Below are 18,138 nucleotides of genomic sequence, written 5' to 3'. Positions count from 1 at the left end.
TGGCGAGAACCCGCCACTGCGCCAACCCGCCACGTTTCTTCAACAACGTTGTCACATCGGCTGCCCGACACTCTTCGCAGCACGCGACCCACTCGACCCATACGAGAAGAGGCGTGGATGAGCCGACGACGAGGAGCGGGCAGACGCGGTACCGCACTGCTGGCGGCGGGACTGGTGAGCGTCATGCTGCCCACGGGCCCGGCGGCAGCGCGGCAGGCGGTGCCGCCCGCCCGCATCACCGGGAGCACCCCCACCACCCCCACGACCGTCACCCTCGTCACCGGCGACCGGGTGACGGTCACCGGCCTCGGGCAGGGCAAGCGGACGGTCACCGTACGGCGGCCGCCCGGGGCCACCGGTGCCGTACGCACCCAAGTGGCGGGCGGCCGGCTCACCGTCGTACCGGACGAGGCGCTGCCGTACCTGCGGGCCGGCACCCTGGACCGGCGGCTGTTCGACGTGAGCGGGCTGATCCGGCAGGGCCTGACCGACGCGAAGGCGGACGCGCTGCCGCTGATCGTGACGTACGCCAGGGGCGCGCGGACGGCGACCCCCGCCGGTGCCGAGAAGACCCGCACGCTGGCCAGCGTGCGCGGAGCCGCCGTCGAGGCGGACAAGGGCCGTACCTTCTGGCTGTCGTTCACGCGGGGCGGCATCGTCGGCAAGGTGTGGCTCGACGGGCGGGTGAAGGCCGACATGGCCCGGAGCAACGCCCAGATCGGCACCCGGACCGGCTGGGACGCGGGACTCACCGGCAAGGGGGTCACGGTCGCCGTCCTCGACACGGGCGTCGACCAGACCCACCCCGACCTGGTGGGCCGGACCACCGCCACCAGGAGCTTCGTCGAGGGCCAGGAGGTCACCGACCGCAACGGCCACGGCACTCACGTCACCTCCACGGTCGGCGGCAGCGGAGCGGCCTCCGACGGCAAGGAGAAGGGGGTCGCGCCGGACGCGACGCTCGCCGTCGGCAAGGTGCTCGGCGACGAGGGCTCGGGCAGCGAGTCCCAGATCATCGCCGGGATGGAGTGGGCGGCCCGGGACGTGCACGCCAGGATCGTCACCCTGAGCCTCGGCTCCAGCGAACCCAGCGACGGCACCGACCCGATGGCCGAGGCGGTGAACACCCTCTCGAAGGAGACCGGCGCGCTCTTCGTCGTCGCGGCGGGCAACACCGGCGCCCCGTCGTCCATCGGCTCGCCCGGCGCCGCCGACTCGGCCCTCACCGTGGGCGCGGTGGACGGCGACGACCAGGCCGCCTACTTCACCAGCGCCGGCCCCCGCTACGGCGACCACGCCCTGAAGCCCGACCTCTCGGCCCCCGGCGTCGACATCCTCGCCGCCCGCTCGCGGTTCGCCCCCGGCAGCGGCCCCTACACCGCCATGAGCGGCACCTCCATGGCGGCCCCGCACGTCGCCGGCGTGGCTGCCCTGCTCGCCGAGGAGCATCCCGACTGGACCGGTGCCCGGCTCAAGGACGCCCTGCTGTCCACCTCCGCCCAACTCGACGCCCCCGCCTACACCCTGGGCGCGGGCCGGGTCAGCGTCCCGGACGCGGTGCACGCCCGGGTCACCGCCACCGGCAGCGCCGACCTCGGCTTCCACAGCTGGCCGTACGACACCGACAAGCCCGTCACCCGGACCGTCACCTACACCAACACCTCCGCCGAACCGGTCCCCCTGAAGCTGTCCGTGCGGGGCGCTCCGGAAGGCGTCGCCACCCTCGCCGCCACCTCCCTCACCGTCCCCGCCCACGGCACCGCCTCCACCACCGTCACCGGCGACGCGTCGAAGGCGCCGACCGGCGAGACCAGCGGGCAGATCGTGGCCGCCGACCCGGCCGGGGCCACGGTCGCGCACACGGCGTTCGGACTGGTCAAGGAGGAGGAGCGGTACACGCTCACCGTCCACGTCAGGGACCGGGCAGGCGCACCCGCCGCCGCCGACCTCACCGTGCAGCGCCTCGCCGCCGGCCAGGACCCCGAGCCCGCCCGGGTCGGCGACTCCGGCACGCTCGAACTGCGCCTGGAGCCCGGCACCTACTCCCTCACCTCCTTCCTCGACGTGCGCGGCAGCCACGGCGCCGACTCCCTCGGCCTCGGCTTCCTCGCCGCTCCCGAGGTCACCCTCGACCGGAACCGCGAAGTCACCCTGGACGGCCGCGAGCTGCGGGAGGTCGCCGCGCACGTGGACCGGCGCACCGAGACCCGTCAGCTCCTCATGGAGTACGACCGCACGGCGAACGGCGCCGACCTGTTCGGCGCGGTCCAGGTGCCCCTCACCTACGACAGCGTCTTCGCCGCCCCCACCAGGAAGGTCGGCGAGGGCGGCTTCGAGTACCGGACCGTGTGGCGGCTGGCCGCGCCCATGCTGCGGGTCCGGGGGGTCGGTGAGGCGACCGTCCAGGCGGGCGGCACGCTGATCGAGGGCCGTACGAGGCTTCCCCTCGTGGACGCCGGCGACGGGCCCCTGACCGGTGTGTCCGGCAAGGCCGTGCTCGCCCGCCTCGCCGACGGCGCCGACCCGGCCGCGCTCGCCGCCGCCGCCCAGGACGCGGGCGCCAGGGCGCTGTTCGTGACGGACGACCGGCCCGGCCGGCTGACGGCCTGGTGGGGCACGGACGACAACGCCGACCGGCCACTGCAGATCGCCACGGTGAACACGGCCGACGCGGCACGCCTGCGGGCGGCCGGCCGGGTCGACATGACCGGCACGGCCGACTCCCCGTACGTGTACGACCTCTCCGAGGGCCACCGGGGAGCGATCCCCGACCGGTCCCTCGCCTTCACGCCGTCGCGGCACCGACTGGCCGCCGCACACGTCAGGTTCCACTCGGCGCTGCCGGCGAGCGGCGGCGAGTTCCGGTACTCGATCACCGACACCTTCCCCGTCGGCCTCGGCTTCCCGGAACGCGTCGCGCTGCCCGCCGAGCGCACGGACTACGTCTCCACCGAACCCGGCCAGCTGTGGCACGAGTCGGTCACGGCCGGCGACGGCGCGCTGGAGGAGCGCAGCGGACTGGTCCGCTACGACGGCGGCACCCGGCCGGCGCTGAACTGGTTCCGGCCGGTGTGGCATCCGTGGCTGGGCTCCGGGCTCGGCTGGGGCCAGCAACGCTCCGGGAACCGGATCCAGCTGAACACCCCCGGCTGGGGCGACTCCGGGCCCGACCACACCGGCTTCGGCGACGTGTGGAGCGAGGACAGCGGGATGAGGCAGACCACCGCCGTCCGTCTCGACGGCACGCCGGTCGACCAGGGGACCGGCTCGGCCGCCTATGTGTGGGACGCCCCCGCCGACGAGCACACCTACGAGGTGGTCACCGACACCGCGCTGGACGCGGGCCGCTGGAAGCTCGCCACCGAGGGCCACACCGAGTGGACCTTCCGCTCGGCGGCCACACCGGAGGACCGCTGGACGTATCTGCCGCTGATCAACCTCGCCTTCGACATCGACACCGATCTCGCGGGCGCCGTGCCCGGCGGGCGGCGGGCACCGGTCACGCTCGGCGCCGCGTACGTGGCGAACGCCGCCGGCACCGGCAGACTCGGCGGCGGCCGGCTGGAGGTGTCGTACGACGACGGCGCCACCTGGCGGCAGGTCCGGCTCACCGCCGGTGCCGGAGCCTCCTGGCGGGGCACGCTGACCGTGCCGCGCGGCGCCGGCTCCGTCTCGCTGCGGGCCTCGGCCCACGACGACAGGGGCGGCTCGGTCGCTCAGGAGATCATCCGGGCGGTGTCGGTGAGGTGACCCGGGGCGGGGGGTGGCCCGCGGGGCCGACGACACCCCGGACCACCCCCAGCTCCACCAGGTCCTGCGGCCGGATCCGCAACTGCCCGGCGGTCGCCTCCGCCTCCCGCGGCGTTCGCTTGAGGATGGCGGCGGCGAGTTCCGGGGCGATCACCGAGAAGTAACTGTCCGGCGTGGCCCAGGTGTTGCCGGGCGCGGCCAGCGCGAGCGCCCCGCCCGAGCCGCCCTCGCCGACGACCAGCGTGGTGACCGGGACCCGGGCCGCGGCCACCGCCCCGAACACCTCGGCGATCGCCGCCCCGGCGCCCTGCCGCTCCGCCTCCGCGTCGTTCGCGGCGCCCGGCGTGTCCACCAGCGTCAGCACCGGGATGCCGAGCCGGTCCGCCAGCCGGATCAGCCGGGCCGCGGTGCGGTACCCGGCGGGCCGGGTCGCCGTACCGGTCTGGGCCGCGAACGCCACGGTACGGCCGTCCCGCTCACCGAACCCGCAGAGCATGCCGTCGGGGTCGCTGCCGCCGCACCGGTCACCGCTGACGGCGAGCCGGTGCGTGAAGTAGGCGTCCAGATAGGCCCCGGCGCGCGGCCGTTCGCGAGCCCGGGCCCGGCGAACGGCCTCCCAGCCGCTGACCGGCAGCCCGGCGGCACCGAGGGCCCCCGGAACGGGAGCGGGTTCGACGCCCGCCCCGGCTTCCGGGGGTTCGGCGCCTGCCTTGGCCGTCGGGGGTTCGACGTCTGCCTTGGCCTGCGGGGGTTCGACGTCTGCCTCGGCCGTTGGGAGTTCGATGCCCGCCTCGGCCGTCGGGGGTTCGGCGCCTGCCTTGGCCTGCGGGGGTTCGACGTCTGCCTCGGCCGTTGGGAGTTCGATGCCCGCCTCGGCCTGCGGGGGTTCGACGCCCGCCCCGGCCTCCGGGGGTTCGGTGCCCGCCTCGGTCTCCGGGGGTTCGATGCCCGCCCCGGCCTGCGGGGGTTCGGCGTCCGTCTCGGCCTCCGCAGGGCCGGACGCCCGGGTGCCGGGCGGGTCGGCGGGGCGGTGCCGTGTGTCGTGGGACAGCAGGCGCAGCCAGGAGCCCAGCACGCTCCTCAGTTCCCCCGGATCCACCACCGCGTCCGCCGAACCCGCGGCGACCTGGGCCTCGGCCGTGTACGCGGCCGGGTCGGCGTCCGGTGGCCGGACCCGGGAGCCGGCGAAGCCCACCTGGGCGCCGGACAGGGCCAGCACGACGTCCGCGCCCGCACCCAGCGTGGCCCAGCCGCCGCCCGTCGTCGGGTCCCGCAGGACGGCGATCTGGGCCAGCCCCGCCTCCCGGGTGAGTGCCGACTGCCGGGCCACCCGCTGCAGTTGGGTGAGCGCGATCATGCCCTCCTGCATCCGGCTGCCCCCGGTCGCGATCAACGGCACGACCGGCAGCCGGTGCTCCCGGGCGTATCCGTACGCCGCCTCCAGCCGGTCGCCGGTGCGCTCGCCCAGCGAACCGCCCAGGAAGCCGAACTCGAAGACGATCAGCACCGCGCGGGCGCCCTCGATCCGGGCGTCCGCGCACACGACCGACTCGTCCTCTCCGGTGCGCTCGGCGGCACGGGCGCGGGAGGCGTCGTAGCCCCGCCAGCCGAGCGGCCCGTCCGGCCGCGGCTCCCGGTCGGCGCACGGGATCTCCAGGAGGCTCCCGGGGTCCGCGAGGAGGGCGAGGATCCCTCGTGCTGAACGCCGCTCAGGCATCCGCCAGGGCCCGCTTCATGATCTTCCCCATGTCGTTGCGGGGCAGCGCGTCCAGGTGCCGGACGACCCGCGGCCGCTTGTGCGGGGCCAGCCGCCGGGCCACGTGGTCCGCCAACTCCTCGGCCGTGGGCGGGGCCTGCGGGTCGGCCGGGACGATCCACGCCACGATCCGCTCGCCCAGGTCGGCGTCCGGCTCCCCGGTGACCGCGGCCTCGCGCACCCCGGGGTGCTCCAGCAGGGCGTTCTCGATCTCGCCCGCCCCGATCTTGTAGCCGCCGCTCTTGATCAGGTCGGTGGCCTTGCGCCCGACGATGCGGACGTACCCGTCCGGCTCGCGCACCGCCATGTCCCCGGTGCGGAACCAGCCGTCCGCGGTGAACGCGGCGGCCGTGGCGTCCGGCCGGTTCAGGTACGCGGTGAACAGGTTCGGGCCGCGCACCTGGATCTCGCCGACGCTCTCCCCGTCGTACCCGGCGATCGGCGTGCCGTCCTCCTCGACCAGCCGTAGCTCCACGCCCGGCAGCGGCACCCCGACCGTGCCGGCCCGGGCCTCCCCGTCGGCCCGGACACTGGTGTTCATCAGCGTCTCGGTCATGCCGTACCGCTCGATCACCCGCCGCCCGGTCGCCGCCGCGATGCGCTCGTGGTCGTGCACGGGCAGCGCGGCCGAGCCGGAGACGAGCAGCCGGGCCCTGCCGAGCGCCTCGGCCAGCTCCGGGTCCCGCGGCAGCGTCTCGGCGATGCGGTGGTACATCGTCGGCACCCCGAAGAGCATGGTCGCGCCGTCGTTCAGCTCCCGTGCCACTCCCTCGGTGCTGAACCGCCCCAGGTGCCGCACCGACCCGCCGCGCCGCAGGGGGCCGAGCACGCCCAGGACGAGCCCGTGCACGTGGAACAGGGGCAGCCCGTGCACCAGCACGTCGTCCCCGGTCCACTGCCAGGCGTCGGCGAGGGCGTCCAGGGTCGCGGCGAGCGCCCGGCGCGGGAGCACCGCGCCCTTGGGCGGGCCGGTGGTGCCGGAGGTGTAGACGATCAGCGCCGGGTCGCCGTCGGGCACCGGCACGTCAGGCACCGCGCCGGACGCCTGGGCGTCGACCTCGATCCGCTCCAGGTGGTCCAGCACCGGGGGCAGTTCGGTGCCGGGGGCGATCAGGACGAGGGGCGGAGCGCTGTCGGCCAGGATGTGCGCCAGCTCCTTCTCGCCCGACTTGGGGTTCAGCGGCACCGCGGCCACCCCGGCGAGCAGCGCGCCCGTCACCGCGACGGCGGTCTCCAGCTCCGGGGTGGCCCACACGGCGACCCGGCCGCTGCCCCGCAACCGCCCGGCCAGCGCACCGGCGGCCCCGGCGAGGGCGCCGTACGTCGACGTCCGCTCGCCGAACCGCAGGGCGACCCGGTCGCCCGGACCGTCCACCAGCGCGGGGAAGAGGGAGGACACGTGGCGCACTCCTAACCGCCGACCCACCGTCGGCCATCGGTGACGACAGCACCCTTCCTACACCAGGACCCTTCCCCACCACGACCGTGCCGAGCCCGACCGACCTGCGGCTCGTCCACGGCAACCGGCGGCAACCGGCAGGCGGCGAACCGGAGCCCGCGGGTCGCGTCCGGGCGCCATGCCCGGTGCGCCCCTCTCAGCCGGTCGGCACGGCGGCGTGGGGCGGTGGGACGACGTCGGCGACGACGCACGTCACGTTGTCGGGGCCGCCGGCCGCGTCGGCCTCGTGGACCAGCGCCCGCACGGCGTCCTCGGGCTCCGTCCGCCCGGCGAGCAGCGACTTGATCCGTTCGTCGGTCACCACCTCGGTCAGCCCGTCCGAGCACAGCAGGAACCGGTCGCCCGCCCGGGCCTCCTGCAGGCGCAGATCCGGCACCGGGTTCATCCGGCCGGTCAGCGCCTTGACCAGCCTCAGCGAGCGGGCCGACACCCGGTGGTCGCGCGTGATCCGCACCAGCTCCCCGTCCCGCAGCAGGTACGCCCGCGAGTCCCCGAGGTGGACGAGGGCCACCTGCGCGCCCGTGCTGAGCAGTGCCGTCAGCGTGGTGCCGGCCTCGTCGCCCGCCACGTCCCGTACGGCCTCACCGGCCGAGCGCACCGCGTCCTCCAGCAGGTGCAGCACACCGTCCCCGCCCGGCTCCTCGCCCTCGTCCAGGTACCGCAGCGCCTCCACCGCGGCGCTGCTCGCGGGCGCTCCCGCCGGGCCGAAACCGTCGGCCACCACCAGCAGCCTGCGGCCCGCGTACACGGCGTCCTGGTTGGCCGGGCGGACCCGCCCGCGGTCGGAATGGGCGGAGTGACGCAGTTCGATCATGATGACGCGGTCCCTTCTCGACTCTCCGGTCAGCTGGTCGACGAGGAACGCGGCCAGGTCCCGCCGTACGGCGGTCTCCGCCTCCACGCGCGCCCAGTACGCCCCGATCGCCCGCGCGGCGTCCACCGCCTCCAGCGCGCACACGGCGCGGATCTGTGCGAGCGGCATCTCCAGCCGCCGCAGCCAGGCCACGAGCCTGGCCTGCCGCAGCTGCGCGGCGGTGTAGTAGCGGTACCCGGTGCCGGGGTCGACCCTGGCGGGCCGCAGCAACTCCAGCTCGTCGTACAGCCGCAGCGCCTTCGGCGACAGCCGGCTGGCCCTGGCGAACGCCCCGATGGTCAGGAACTCGCTGTGCATCCCGCGCTCCTCCTCGTCCGCCCCCGATGCTGGGGCTTCACCGAAGGTGAAGGTCAACCGCCCTGTCCCGGTTCCGGTGGCGGTTGTTAGCCTCGCCGGTGATCGAACCGCCGTACGACAGGGAGTCCGCCGTGCCCCGCATCGCCCTCGCCACGTACGACCCCGGAGCCGAGCCGGGCAGGCACACCGGTCTGCCGGTGCTGGTGCGGGCCCTGAGGGCCGCGGGCGCGGAGGCGGAGCCCCGCCACTGGGACGACCCGGACGCGGACTGGGCCGGCTACGACCTGGTCGTCATCCACTCCACCTGGGACTACAGCTGGCGGGCCGGGGAGTTCACCGCCTGGGTGGAGCGGGTCGGCGCGCTGACCCGGATCGCCAACCCGGCCCCGGTGGTGCGCTGGAACACCGACAAGCGGTACCTGGGCGACCTCGCGGCGGCCGGCGTGCCCACCGTCCCCACCCGTTACATCGCCCCGGGTAACCCCGCCGACCTGCCCGAAGGCCACGAGTACGTCGTCAAGCCCACCTCCGGCGCGGGCGCCCGGTTCGCCGCCCGCTACACCCCCGCCGAGCACGACACCGCGCTGCGGCAGCTCGCGCGGATGCACGCGGAGGGGTTCACCGCGATGGTGCAGCCCTACGTGCGGGGCATCGACGTCAGCGGGGAGCGCGCCCTGCAGTTCTTCGGCGGCGGCCTGCTGCACGCCAGCCGCAAGGGCGCCGTCCTCACCCCGGGCACGCCCTACGACGCCGACAAGGTGGCCCACCCGGACCTGCGGCCCTGGCAGCCCACGGACGCCGAACTCGCCGTGGCCGAGCGGGCCCTGGCGGCCGTACCCGGCGGTGGCAGCGGGCTGCTGTACGCGCGCGTGGACCTCGTCGACGGGGAGGACGGCGAACCCCGGCTGATGGAGCTGGAACTGGTCGAGCCGAACTGGTTCCTCCAGCTCCACCCGGCCTCCCTGCCCCGCGCGACCGAGGCCATCCTGGCGAGGGCCGCCCGCGGTTAGGGCCGTGACCGGGGAGGTCCACCGGTCAGCACCGGCCGCGGGAGGGACCGGTCGTGGTACGCACGCCGCTGACGCCGTGTGGGCGGGCGGGCTCGGCAGGCCGTGGCCGGCGGCCACGGTGCGTGCCGGGGAACGGCGCCCACGGGCGTTCTCGTCTTCGCCCGGCACGCCCGGCACGCCCGGCACGCCCGGCACGCCCGGCACGCCCGGCACGGCCGGCCGCCGGAGGGCGGTCAGGTGACCACCGTCGTGCGCTGGAGCAGTCCCCAGGTGAACTCGGCGACCACCTCGTGCGGTACGCCGTCCCGGCCGGGGGCCGTGAAGGCGAGCCCCCACCGGGTGGGCGCCGTCCCCTCCAGCGGGCGGGCCGGGGCGAAGGCGCGGGCGGCCTCGTCCGCCGTGCAGGACCAGGGGACGAGGTCCTCCAGGGTGGCCAGGGCGGGCGGCGGCGCGTCCGGTGCCCGCACCAGCCACTCGTTCCACACCGCCCCGTCGGGCCCGACGAGCACCTCGAAACGCAGGTCGGGCCAGAGGGGCAGCCTCCAGCGGCGCGCCTCGCAGGGCACGTCACCGAGGCGGCGCGGTACGACGGACTCCGGCTCGCCGAGCACCGAACGGTACCGGGCGGCGGCGGACCGCGACCGCGGCGAACGGACCATGGCCTGCCAGCGCCTGTTGGCCTCCCGCATGTCCGCGATCGACGCCCCGAGCCGGCGGCGGGCCCCCTCCACCAGGTCCGGATTGTGGTCGGCCATGCGCCGCAGCAGCACCAGCTGGAAGTCGAGTTGCATGGCACCCATGGTGCCCGCCGCGGTGGGGGCCGGTTCCCGCCATTGCCCCGCGCGACCTTCCCTGACTAGCCTGTGTTCGCCATACCGATCGGTTGTTGATATTTCGAACAAAGGAGGGGGTCGGTCGTGGGACGCCTCGTACCTGCCGTGACCCGGGCTCTCGACATCCTCGAGCTGTTCCTCGACGGGGACGGGACGCTCTCCGCCCCCGACATCGTGCGCAGGCTGCAGCTGCCGCGCACCACCGTGCACGAGCTGGTCACCACGCTCGCCGCACGCTCGTACATCGTGCAGGTGCCCGGACAGCCCGGACGCTATCGGCTCGGCGTACGCCCGTACCAGCTCGGCAGCCGTTACGCCGAGCAGCTCGACCTCGCCGCGGAGGGCCAGCAGGTGGCCCGCTCGGTCGCCGAGACCTGCGACGAGACGGTGCACGTGGCCATCCTCGAGGGCACCGACGTCATCTACATCGCCAAGGTCGACTCCACGCACGCCGTGCGCATGGTCTCCGCGGCCGGCCGGCGGCTCCCCGCCCACTGCACCTCCGTCGGCAAGATGCTGCTCGCCGCGCTCCCGGAGCGGGAGCTGGCCGCACGCGTGCCGGACGGCGCGGAGCTGACCGCGATGACCCCGAACAGCATCACCGACCCCGCCGCGCTGCGCGAGGCCCTGGCGGGGATCCGGCAGCGGGGCGTCGCGGTGGAGAACCGCGAGTCCAACCCGGACGTCTCCTGCGTGGCCGCGCCGGTCCGCGACCGCACCGGCCAGGTCGTCGCCGCCCTGTCCATCTCCGTGCCCATGATCCGCTGGAGCGAGGAGCGGCGGGCGGAGCTGGAGCGGCTCGCGGTGCGGGGCGCGGCCGAGCTGTCGGAGCGGCTGGGCCACCGGAGCGCGGCATGACGGCGTACGAGGTGGCGGTACGGGCCGGGGCGACGCTGGGCGAGGGCCCCACCTGGGACCCGGCGTCCGGCCGGCTGATCTGGCTCGACGTCCTGGGCATGCGCGTGCACACCTACGACCCCGGCACGGGCCGGCGCACGGTCCGCACGACCGAGCAGCACGTCGGCGCGGCCAAGCCCCGGGCGGGCGGCGGCCTGGTGCTCAACCTCCGCGACGGCGTCGGCCTGCTGGACCCCGACGGCACCTTCCGCTGGCTGCACCGCGAGCCGGTCGCCGGCCGCCGCGCCAACGACGCGGCGGTGGCCCCGGACGGCTCCCTCTGGGCGGGCACGATGCGCTACGACGAGGCGGCGGGTGGCGGCACGCTGTCCCGGCTGACCGGGGACGGTGCCGTGTGCACGGTCCTGCCGGACGTCACGGTCAGCAACGGCACCGGCTGGAGTCCGGACGGCCGCCTCATGTACTACGTCGACACCCCGACGGGCCGCGTGGACGTCTTCGACCACGACGAGGGCGGTGTGCGCAACCGCCGCCCGTTCGCCGTCATCGAGGAGGGCGCGGGCTTCCCGGACGGCCTCACGGTCGACGCGGACGGGTGCGTGTGGGTGGCGCTGTGGGATGGGGGAGCGGTGCGCCGCTACACGCCCGCCGGCGAACTCGACCGGGTGATCACCCTGCCGGCACGGCGCACGACGGCCTGCGCGTTCGGCGGCGCCGGCCTCACCGACCTGTACGTGACGACGGCCCGCACCGGCCTTGCGGCCCCGCGCCCCCTCGACGGCGCCCTGCTGGTCCTGCCCGGCGCGGGCCTGGGCCTCCCCCAGCCGGCGTTCGGCGGCTGACCGGGACCGGGCCGGCAGGCATCCGCCTACGGGACCCCCGCCGCCGTGTCCTTCTCCAGCGTGGCCAGGGACCGGACCGCCGTGAGGTCCTCGACGCGGCCCAGCGCGCGGGAGATGGCGGTGATCTCCTGGAGCAGGCTCGCGAGGTCGGGTCCGGACGCCGGCTCCGGCGTCCGGGCGCCGGCTCCGTCCAGCGCGTCCAGGATGCCCACCGCGGCGGCCAGCGCCCGCGCCCGCTCCGGCGGATGGCCGAGGGCGAGCGCGGCCTCGTAGGAGCGCAGCCCGAGGCCCGGGTCGATGTGCCGGGCCAGTTGCAGCAGCGCGTCCCGGATGAACGTCTCGCGCCGGGTCAGCCGCAGCTCCGGCGTGGCCCGCAGCACGAACGGCACCCGGTCGCCGCTCGCGGCCCGCATCAGCCGGTAGAGCCGGCCCAGTTCGCGGTGGGCGCGCCGCACCCGCCAGCGGTCGTGCAGGTACTGGCCGGCGTGCGGCAGGATGAAGCCGGCCGCGACCAGGATGGCCGCCAGCGAGGCGACCGGCGGCGCCAGGTTCGTGCTCAGCCAGTCCAGGTCGCGCCCGCACCAGTGCGCGACGACGGCGGTCAGCTTCGACCCGCTGAAGACCAGGTTCAGCACGCACCCGGCGCCCAGCAGCTTCAGCCCCCAGCGCAGCCAGGCGTCCAGCCCGTCGGCGTGGGCCCAGTTCCAGATGAGGCGGGAGGCGATCAGGCAGGCCGCGCCGTGTGCGACGAGGTAGAGCAGGATCTCCTCGCGTATGAAGGGCGTCTCGGCGTAGTACGTGTCCAGGTCCCGGATGCGCTCCACGGGCACGTCGGCGAGCAGGAACAGCCCCCACAGCGCGATGATCACGCCCACGTACGCCCGGACCACCCGGCGCCGTACGTGCCGGTTGGCCGCCGAGCGGTCGGCCCGGCCGTTGCGCCAGGTGACGATCAGCAGCAGGCAGGCACCGGACAGCGCGGTGATGAGCGAATAGCACAGCGGCGCCGAGAAGTTGGGCACGCCGGTCAGCCGGTTCACCCGGGCGATCATGGACGGCGTGCAGAACACGAACACCGCGCAGGCCAGCAGCAGCAGTCCGCCGACCGCGCGCATCAGCGGGTCCCGCCACAGCCGGATGATGGAGGGCAGCTTGATGGCCAGGGCGACGGTGAGCAGCGCGGCGGGGATCCAGAAGGAGATGTAGAACCGGTCCAGTAAGGCCGAGGGTTCGAGGGCCAGCCCGGTCACCGCGCGGCCACTCCCCGTCCGCGGTACCCGAGGATGCGTTGCGCGGGACTCGGCGGGGCGTCGCCCGAGCCGGTCACATGGGAACGGAACAGGGTGGCCAGACGGTGCCCGAAGTCGTCCGCCTCGGCCTCGTCGGCCTCACGGGAGCCGTTGCGGGCGGCCACCGTCAGCGCCATGTCCCGCCAGCCGGGCGTCTCGGCGAGGGCGCGGACCGCCGCGGCCCCGGCCTGGTGGTGGTGGCGGTGCCCGGCGTGCAGATGCCACAGCTCGTGTCCGAGGATGACCAGTTGCTGTACGGCTTCGGCCCGCTCCTCGACGATGACCAGGTCGAAGTCGGCGAACTCCACGCAGAGTCCGGTGACCTCGATCTCGTCCGGGAACCGCTCGAAACGCAGCTCCACCGGCCGGCCGCCGCGCAGCGCACTCATCTCCTCGCACAGCGCCCGGCCCAACTGCCGTACACCGTCGGGCGAAGCGGACCGGGCCCGGACCGCCGCGGCGAGGTCGGCGGCCAGGGAGCGCATCGCCGGGCCCGAGCGGGAGCGCCGCAGCCGTACGACCAGGCGTGCCGCCCGTTCCCGCGCACCCCCGAAGCTCATCGGTCTCCCTTCCCACCGCGGTCTGCGGCCGGTCCGAGCGTACGCGCCCGGAAGTGTCCGCGTCATGTGGTCCCGTGGCGCTCGTTCAACGGGGCACCACAGGGCGCGTGGGTCCGGTGGGGGCTCGGTGGCCGGGGGAGGGCACCGGGGTCACCGGTACCCCGCCGGCCGCGCTGCCCAGCAGGGTCAGGCCCACCCTGCCGGGTCCGGACAGGGTGGTGAACTCCGAGAGGACCGCCAGTGCCAGGGTGTTGGTGCCCCGGGTGCGCAGGATGCCGTTGGGCAGGACGAAGGTGTGCTGCGGGCCGACGTTGTTGATGTACTGGCCCATGTTCCAGCCGTTGAGGAAGATCTGCGCCCGGTAGGCGCGGTACGGGTCGTCCTCCAGGGTCAGGCCGATCGAGGCGTCGATGTCGGCCGGCACCGACAGCCGGAAGGTGGTCCGGTACCACGTCACCCCCTGGTACCGCGGGCTCCGCGGGAAGGTGACCGCCTCCCAGTCCCGGTCCGGGAAGCCGGGCAGGTGCCAGCCCTCCCGCTCCCCGTACAGGCCGCCGTTGTTCATCGGGCCGCGCACCGGGTCCACGGCCGCCTCGCCCTGGATGCGCCAGGTGACGTCCGGGGCCACCCCCGTGAAGGAGGCCGCCGTCAGTCCGCGGGCCGCCTTGTGGGTGTCGAGGGCCTTGCCGTCCTGGTCGTGCTGCATGCGCCGGACCAGCACCGACAGCACGTGCCGGCCGGGCGAGCGCAGGCGCCGCCGTACCGGCAGGACGGCCGTGGCCGTCCAGCTGCCCCGGCGGACGGTGGACTTGTCCGGCACCGGCATCCGGTGCGTGCCCAGCGGTTCGCCGTCCAGCCACGCCATCAGCAGGCCCTGCGTGCCGGCGCTGTAGGCGAGCGCGATCTCCTCGAGGCCGCTGGAGTCGGTGAAGGTCCCCCGGTACCAGACGTCCCCGTAGTGGAAGCCGTAGTCGTCGGCGAACAGCACCGGCCCGCCGTCCGGCACCGGCGTGGTGCTGTACGACGACGTCCTGCCGGCGACCTGCCACGCCGAGTCGTCGAAGCTCGGGCTCGCCTCCGGGTTCTCCCTCCGCATCCGCCAGCCGCCCAGCCCGGGCAGCCGCACCTCGGGGACGGCCGGCAGCGGGCCGGTGCTCATCAGGCTGCCGGAGCCGGTGACCCGGGTGGGCAGGACGCGCCCGTTCCACACCAGGGTGTCGACCCCGCGCGGACCCCACACCTCGACCGCCGTCGCCTCGGTGACGTCGCCCGTCAGGATGACCTTCGAACCCCGCACCTCGGCGTGGCGCAGCAGCTTCGGTCCGTACACCAGCAGGGTCCCGGACGGGGTGTCGTAGGGGAACATCCGCACCGCGGTGTCGTCGTCGGCGAAGAGCAGCAGCAGCGGGGTCTCGCTCTCGCCCTTCTGCACCAGGACCCGGGTCAGCCCGCCCTCGCCGAGGGGCGCGTTCACCCGCAGTTCGTCCCGGTCGTAGACCCAGGCGGCCTCCGGGTCCAGCCGCTGGACGCTCGGCTCGACCGGGCACTTCAGCACCAGGTCCGCCATGTCGCCGTGCCGCCCCGAGAACAGCGCGATGTCGCGCCGCCCGGCCGTCAGGCACATGACGGGTTGGGCGGTGGAGTACTTCAGGGTCCGCCGGCCCAGGGACAGGCCGGTGGTCAGCAGCCTGGCGTCCTTGCCGGGCACGGTGATCCGCAGGTCGCCGGCGTCGGTCGGCAGCTCGGTGGTGACGTCGTCCGGGCCGTCGTTGCGGGCGATGTACACATGGGCGCCGGTGTCCGGGTTGACCAGGTGGTACACCTTCAGGCCCGCCGCCTTCACCTCCGCCGCACGGTCCAGCCGGGCGAAGTCGGGCACGCGCTGCAGCAGATGCCCGAGCTGGTGCATCGGCGCGATCTTGGCGGTGACACCCCGGCCCTCGTCGATGGCGGCGCCGTAGTCGTAGGAGGTGTACACGACCGGTGCGGGCAGCCAGCCCCACGACGTCCCGCCGAAGGTCATGTACACGTTGTGCAGGGTGATGCCGTTGGCGAGGTTCGTCAGGTAGAAGCGGCGCTCGTAGGCCGCGTCCCGGGTGCGCCGCGACTCGGCGTACCCCTTGCCGTCGAACTCCGCCCCGCCCCAGGGGTCGAACCAGCCGCCGCCGAACTCCGGCACGAACCCGGGCGTGGACGGCGAGGCGGTGGCCCCGCCCTTCATCCCGCCGGGCCCGTAGTGCCCCCAGTCCGGCGGGGTCTTGGACGGCGACGGGTAGCCGTCGAACCCGTACAGCCAGCCGCCCCGCTCCCCGCCGGTGTCGAAGGACCCGGGCACCCAGTAGCCGTTGCGGCCCTTGTCGTTGTGGAACAGCGGAACGTCGATGCCGTCGGCGCGCACCTTCCGGTACAGGTGGGACATGTAGGCGCGGCCGGTGGCCTCGGTGACGTGGGAGTCGTACTCGTTCTCGATCTGGTAGAGCAGGACCGTACCGGTGCCGTGCGTGAACAGGTGCTTCCGGGCGATCCGGTCGACCTGCGTGAACCACTCGTCCACGTACGACAGGTAGGTCGGGTCGGCGGTGCGGGCGGCGCCCTTCGTGGCGGTCAGCCAGCCCGGGAAGCCGCCGCCGTCGACCTCGGCGTTGATGTACGGACCGGGCCGCAGGATGACGTAGAGCCCCGTCTCGGCGGCCGTGCGCAGGAACAGGTCCAGATCCCGGACGCCGGTGAAGTCGTACCGGCCGGGCGCGGGGGAGTGGTAGTTCCAGGCCACGTAGATGCTGACGGCGTTGTAGCCGTGGGCCCGCATCTTCTGCAGCACGTCCCGCCACAGGGAAGGGCTCGGCAGCCGGAAGGGATGCAGCTCGCCGGACCACACCACCAGCCGTCTGCCGTCCACGATCAGGGAGTGCCGGTCGTACCCGACGGTGTGCCGCCTGCCGTCGGCGCCGGGCGGGGCGGGCGCCGGTCCGGTCGGCACACCACCGCCCGCGTACGCCGAAGGCGCCCCGGGGCCGCCGCTGCCGCCCAGCGCGAGGCCGAGCGCGGCCGAACCGGCCAGGGCACTGAAGTTACGTCTGCTGAGCGCCAAGGTGCATCCTCCCGGGCGATCTTACGGGGCGCGGGTGCGGCCATTGTCCACGGAGGTACGCCCCACAATGGACGCATGAGGATCTCGGCGCGGGCGGATTACGCGGTACGGGCGGTTCTGGAGCTCGCCGTACGGCAGGGTGGCGGCCCCGTGAAGGCGGAGGAGATCGCCGCGGTTCAGGACATTCCCCACAAGTTCCTGGAAGGAATCCTGGGCGACCTGCGGCGGGCCGGGATCGTCGACAGCCGGCGTGGCGGGGGCGGCGGTTACCGGCTCGCCCGGGACGCGGCGGCGATCACGGTCGCCGACGTCATCCGGGGTGTCGACGGCCCCATCGTCTCGGTCCGCGGCGAACGCCCCACCGGCCTCGCCTACACCGGCACGGCCCGGCCGCTGCTGCCCCTGTGGATCGCCCTGCGCGCCAACGTCCGCCGGATCCTGGAGGGCGTCACCCTCGCCGACCTCGCGGCGGACGCGCTGCCCGGGCCGGTCCGTGCCCTGGCGGCGGAACCGGCGGCCTGGGAGAACCCCTAGACGGTGTGTCGGGTCGAGCAGGAGCCGGAGGCGGTGTGTCGGGCCGGGGAGGGCCCGGAGACGGTGTGTAGGCCGACGGGCCCGTGAAAACCCCGGTGTGAATGGCCTGAGTTGACCCTGTCGGGCCGGGGCGGGCCTTCCTACGATTCCCTCGCCTCCCCCTCCTTCACAGGTTTCACACGGTTTCTTCGCAGTCGAACGGAGGGCCGGAGGACCAACCCCCCACCCACTCAACCGGGAGAAACCATGGCTGGTGGACTCCTCCTGAGCGGCGCCGTAGCCGCTCTCCTCACCACCGCGCTACCCACCCAGAACCCGTCCTCCGTGTTCGACGACCCGCCCCCGGACAAGATCGTCATCGACGTGGCGACGGTGAACGGCTCCGGCTGCCCGGCGGGTACGGCCGCCGTGGCGGTGTCGCCGGACAACACCGCCTTCACGGTGACGTACAGCGACTACCTGGCCCAGGCCGGCGGCAACTCCGACCCCACCGCCTTCCGCAAGAACTGCCAGCTCAACCTGGTGGTCCATGTCCCGCAGGGCTTCACCTACGCCGTCGCCAAGGCGGACTACCGGGGCTTCCTCTCGCTCCAGCCCGGCGCGACCGCCGCGCAGAAGGCCTCGTACTACTTCCAGGGCTCCTCGAGCACCGTGCCGAGAACCCACCCCTTCACCGGCGCCTACAACGACGACTGGCAGGCCACCGACAGCACCGACTGGGCCCAACTGGTCTGGGCGCCCTGCGGTGTGCTGCGCAACTTCAACATCAACACCGAACTGAGGGTGAACGCGGGCAGCGCCAACCCCGGCAAGGTCAGCTTCATGACGATGGACTCCACCGACGGAGACATCAGCACGGTCTACCACCTGGCGTGGAAGCAGTGTCCCAAGCAGTAGTGCTCCACCGGCCGTGCGACGCCGACCGCCCCTGGGCCGGCGTCGCACGAGGCGCTGGGGCCTGTCCGGCCGTTCGCGTCGCCGCCCG

13 protein-coding genes are annotated in these 18,138 nt (G+C 74.5%); 6 read left to right on the top strand and 7 right to left on the bottom strand.

The window, feature by feature from the left end; genetic code table 11:
• The first annotated feature begins 117 nt into the window (after window positions 1-117).
• Entirely contained in the window at window positions 118-3,750 is a 3,633-nt protein-coding gene (locus ABVB68_RS06545) for a S8 family serine peptidase (protein ID WP_353599903.1), read from the top strand.
• On the opposite strand, the gene ABVB68_RS06540 is transcribed toward ABVB68_RS06545, so the two are convergent.
• From ABVB68_RS06540 to ABVB68_RS06530, 3 genes are all read right to left on the bottom strand, one after another.
• Window positions 3,725-5,467 (bottom strand): carboxyl transferase domain-containing protein, encoded by a 1,743-nt coding sequence (locus ABVB68_RS06540; RefSeq protein WP_353599902.1) that lies wholly within the window; start codon window positions 5,465-5,467, stop codon window positions 3,725-3,727. The two genes, ABVB68_RS06545 and ABVB68_RS06540, sit on opposite strands and share 26 nt — an antisense overlap.
• Window positions 5,460-6,905 (bottom strand): acyl-CoA synthetase, encoded by a 1,446-nt coding sequence (locus ABVB68_RS06535; RefSeq protein ID WP_353599901.1) that lies wholly within the window; start codon window positions 6,903-6,905, stop codon window positions 5,460-5,462. Before ABVB68_RS06535 ends, ABVB68_RS06540 begins: the two co-directional genes overlap by 8 nt.
• Before the next feature lie 196 nt (window positions 6,906-7,101).
• Complete coding sequence (locus ABVB68_RS06530; RefSeq protein ID WP_353599900.1) at window positions 7,102-8,136, bottom strand: protein phosphatase 2C domain-containing protein; 1,035 nt, start codon at window positions 8,134-8,136, stop codon at window positions 7,102-7,104.
• A 131-nt stretch (window positions 8,137-8,267) separates the two neighbouring features.
• Here ABVB68_RS06530 and ABVB68_RS06525 point away from each other — a divergent pair, with 131 nt between their 5' ends.
• Entirely contained in the window at window positions 8,268-9,146 is an 879-nt protein-coding gene (locus ABVB68_RS06525) for an ATP-grasp domain-containing protein (protein ID WP_353599899.1), read from the top strand.
• Window positions 9,147-9,379: 233 nt separating this feature from the next.
• Here ABVB68_RS06525 and ABVB68_RS06520 read toward each other — a convergent pair whose 3' ends face one another.
• On the bottom strand, window positions 9,380-9,946 hold the full coding sequence (locus tag ABVB68_RS06520) for a hypothetical protein (protein WP_503006027.1): 567 nt from the start codon (window positions 9,944-9,946) through the stop codon (window positions 9,380-9,382).
• Window positions 9,947-10,063: 117 nt separating this feature from the next.
• Between ABVB68_RS06520 and ABVB68_RS06515 the strand changes: the two genes are divergently transcribed.
• Window positions 10,064-10,837 carry an IclR family transcriptional regulator gene (locus ABVB68_RS06515; RefSeq protein ID WP_353599897.1) on the top strand — a complete coding sequence of 258 codons (774 nt, stop codon included), beginning with the start codon at window positions 10,064-10,066 and terminating at the stop codon, window positions 10,835-10,837.
• Window positions 10,834-11,679, top strand: a complete 846-nt coding sequence (locus tag ABVB68_RS06510; RefSeq protein WP_353599896.1) for an SMP-30/gluconolactonase/LRE family protein — start codon at window positions 10,834-10,836, stop codon at window positions 11,677-11,679. Before ABVB68_RS06515 ends, ABVB68_RS06510 begins: the two co-directional genes overlap by 4 nt.
• A 26-nt stretch (window positions 11,680-11,705) precedes the next feature.
• Here the strand turns inward: ABVB68_RS06510 and ABVB68_RS06505 are convergent, their stop codons facing one another.
• The 3 genes from ABVB68_RS06505 to ABVB68_RS06495 form a co-directional block, all read right to left on the bottom strand.
• Entirely contained in the window at window positions 11,706-12,929 is a 1,224-nt protein-coding gene (locus tag ABVB68_RS06505; RefSeq protein WP_353599895.1) for an MAB_1171c family putative transporter, read from the bottom strand.
• Window positions 12,926-13,528 (bottom strand): toxin-antitoxin system, toxin component family protein, encoded by a 603-nt coding sequence (locus ABVB68_RS06500; protein ID WP_353599894.1) that lies wholly within the window; start codon window positions 13,526-13,528, stop codon window positions 12,926-12,928. Before ABVB68_RS06500 ends, ABVB68_RS06505 begins: the two co-directional genes overlap by 4 nt.
• A gap of 85 nt (window positions 13,529-13,613) precedes the next feature.
• A complete protein-coding gene (locus ABVB68_RS06495) occupies window positions 13,614-16,619 on the bottom strand; it encodes a glycoside hydrolase family 35 protein (protein ID WP_353599893.1) in 3,006 nt (1,001 codons plus the stop codon).
• A 75-nt stretch (window positions 16,620-16,694) separates the two neighbouring features.
• Between ABVB68_RS06495 and ABVB68_RS06490 the strand changes: the two genes are divergently transcribed.
• Both ABVB68_RS06490 and ABVB68_RS06485 read left to right on the top strand, forming a co-directional pair.
• Window positions 16,695-17,153, top strand: coding sequence for an RrF2 family transcriptional regulator (locus ABVB68_RS06490; protein WP_353599892.1), 459 nt, complete (start codon window positions 16,695-16,697; stop codon window positions 17,151-17,153).
• Between the two features lie 246 nt (window positions 17,154-17,399).
• The gene (locus tag ABVB68_RS06485) at window positions 17,400-18,050 is read left to right on the top strand and encodes a DUF4360 domain-containing protein (protein ID WP_353599891.1); all 651 of its coding nucleotides are present in this window, start codon (window positions 17,400-17,402) and stop codon (window positions 18,048-18,050) included.
• Window positions 18,051-18,138: the final 88 nt, after the last annotated feature.

The sequence above is a fragment of the Streptomyces sp. NPDC096012 genome, from assembly GCF_040426375.1.
Classification (GTDB): domain Bacteria; phylum Actinomycetota; class Actinomycetes; order Streptomycetales; family Streptomycetaceae; genus Streptomyces.
The sequence above is the reverse complement of the archived record's forward strand: the minus strand, read 5'-3'. Positions and strand labels throughout refer to the sequence as shown.

What these genes read in the sequence shown, in the direction of transcription:
- ABVB68_RS06485 (WP_353599891.1), top strand. Translation starts at nt 17,400, where the DNA reads ATGGCTGGTGGACTCCTCCTGAGCGGCGCCGTAGCCGCTCTCCTCACC.
- ABVB68_RS06520 (WP_503006027.1), bottom strand. Translation starts at nt 9,946, where the DNA reads ATGGGTGCCATGCAACTCGACTTCCAGCTGGTGCTGCTGCGGCGCATG.
- ABVB68_RS06490 (WP_353599892.1), top strand. Translation starts at nt 16,695, where the DNA reads ATGAGGATCTCGGCGCGGGCGGATTACGCGGTACGGGCGGTTCTGGAG.
- ABVB68_RS06510 (WP_353599896.1), top strand. Translation starts at nt 10,834, where the DNA reads ATGACGGCGTACGAGGTGGCGGTACGGGCCGGGGCGACGCTGGGCGAG.
- ABVB68_RS06540 (WP_353599902.1), bottom strand. Translation starts at nt 5,467, where the DNA reads ATGCCTGAGCGGCGTTCAGCACGAGGGATCCTCGCCCTCCTCGCGGAC.
- ABVB68_RS06545 (WP_353599903.1), top strand. Translation starts at nt 118, where the DNA reads ATGAGCCGACGACGAGGAGCGGGCAGACGCGGTACCGCACTGCTGGCG.
- ABVB68_RS06530 (WP_353599900.1), bottom strand. Translation starts at nt 8,136, where the DNA reads ATGCACAGCGAGTTCCTGACCATCGGGGCGTTCGCCAGGGCCAGCCGG.
- ABVB68_RS06500 (WP_353599894.1), bottom strand. Translation starts at nt 13,528, where the DNA reads ATGAGCTTCGGGGGTGCGCGGGAACGGGCGGCACGCCTGGTCGTACGG.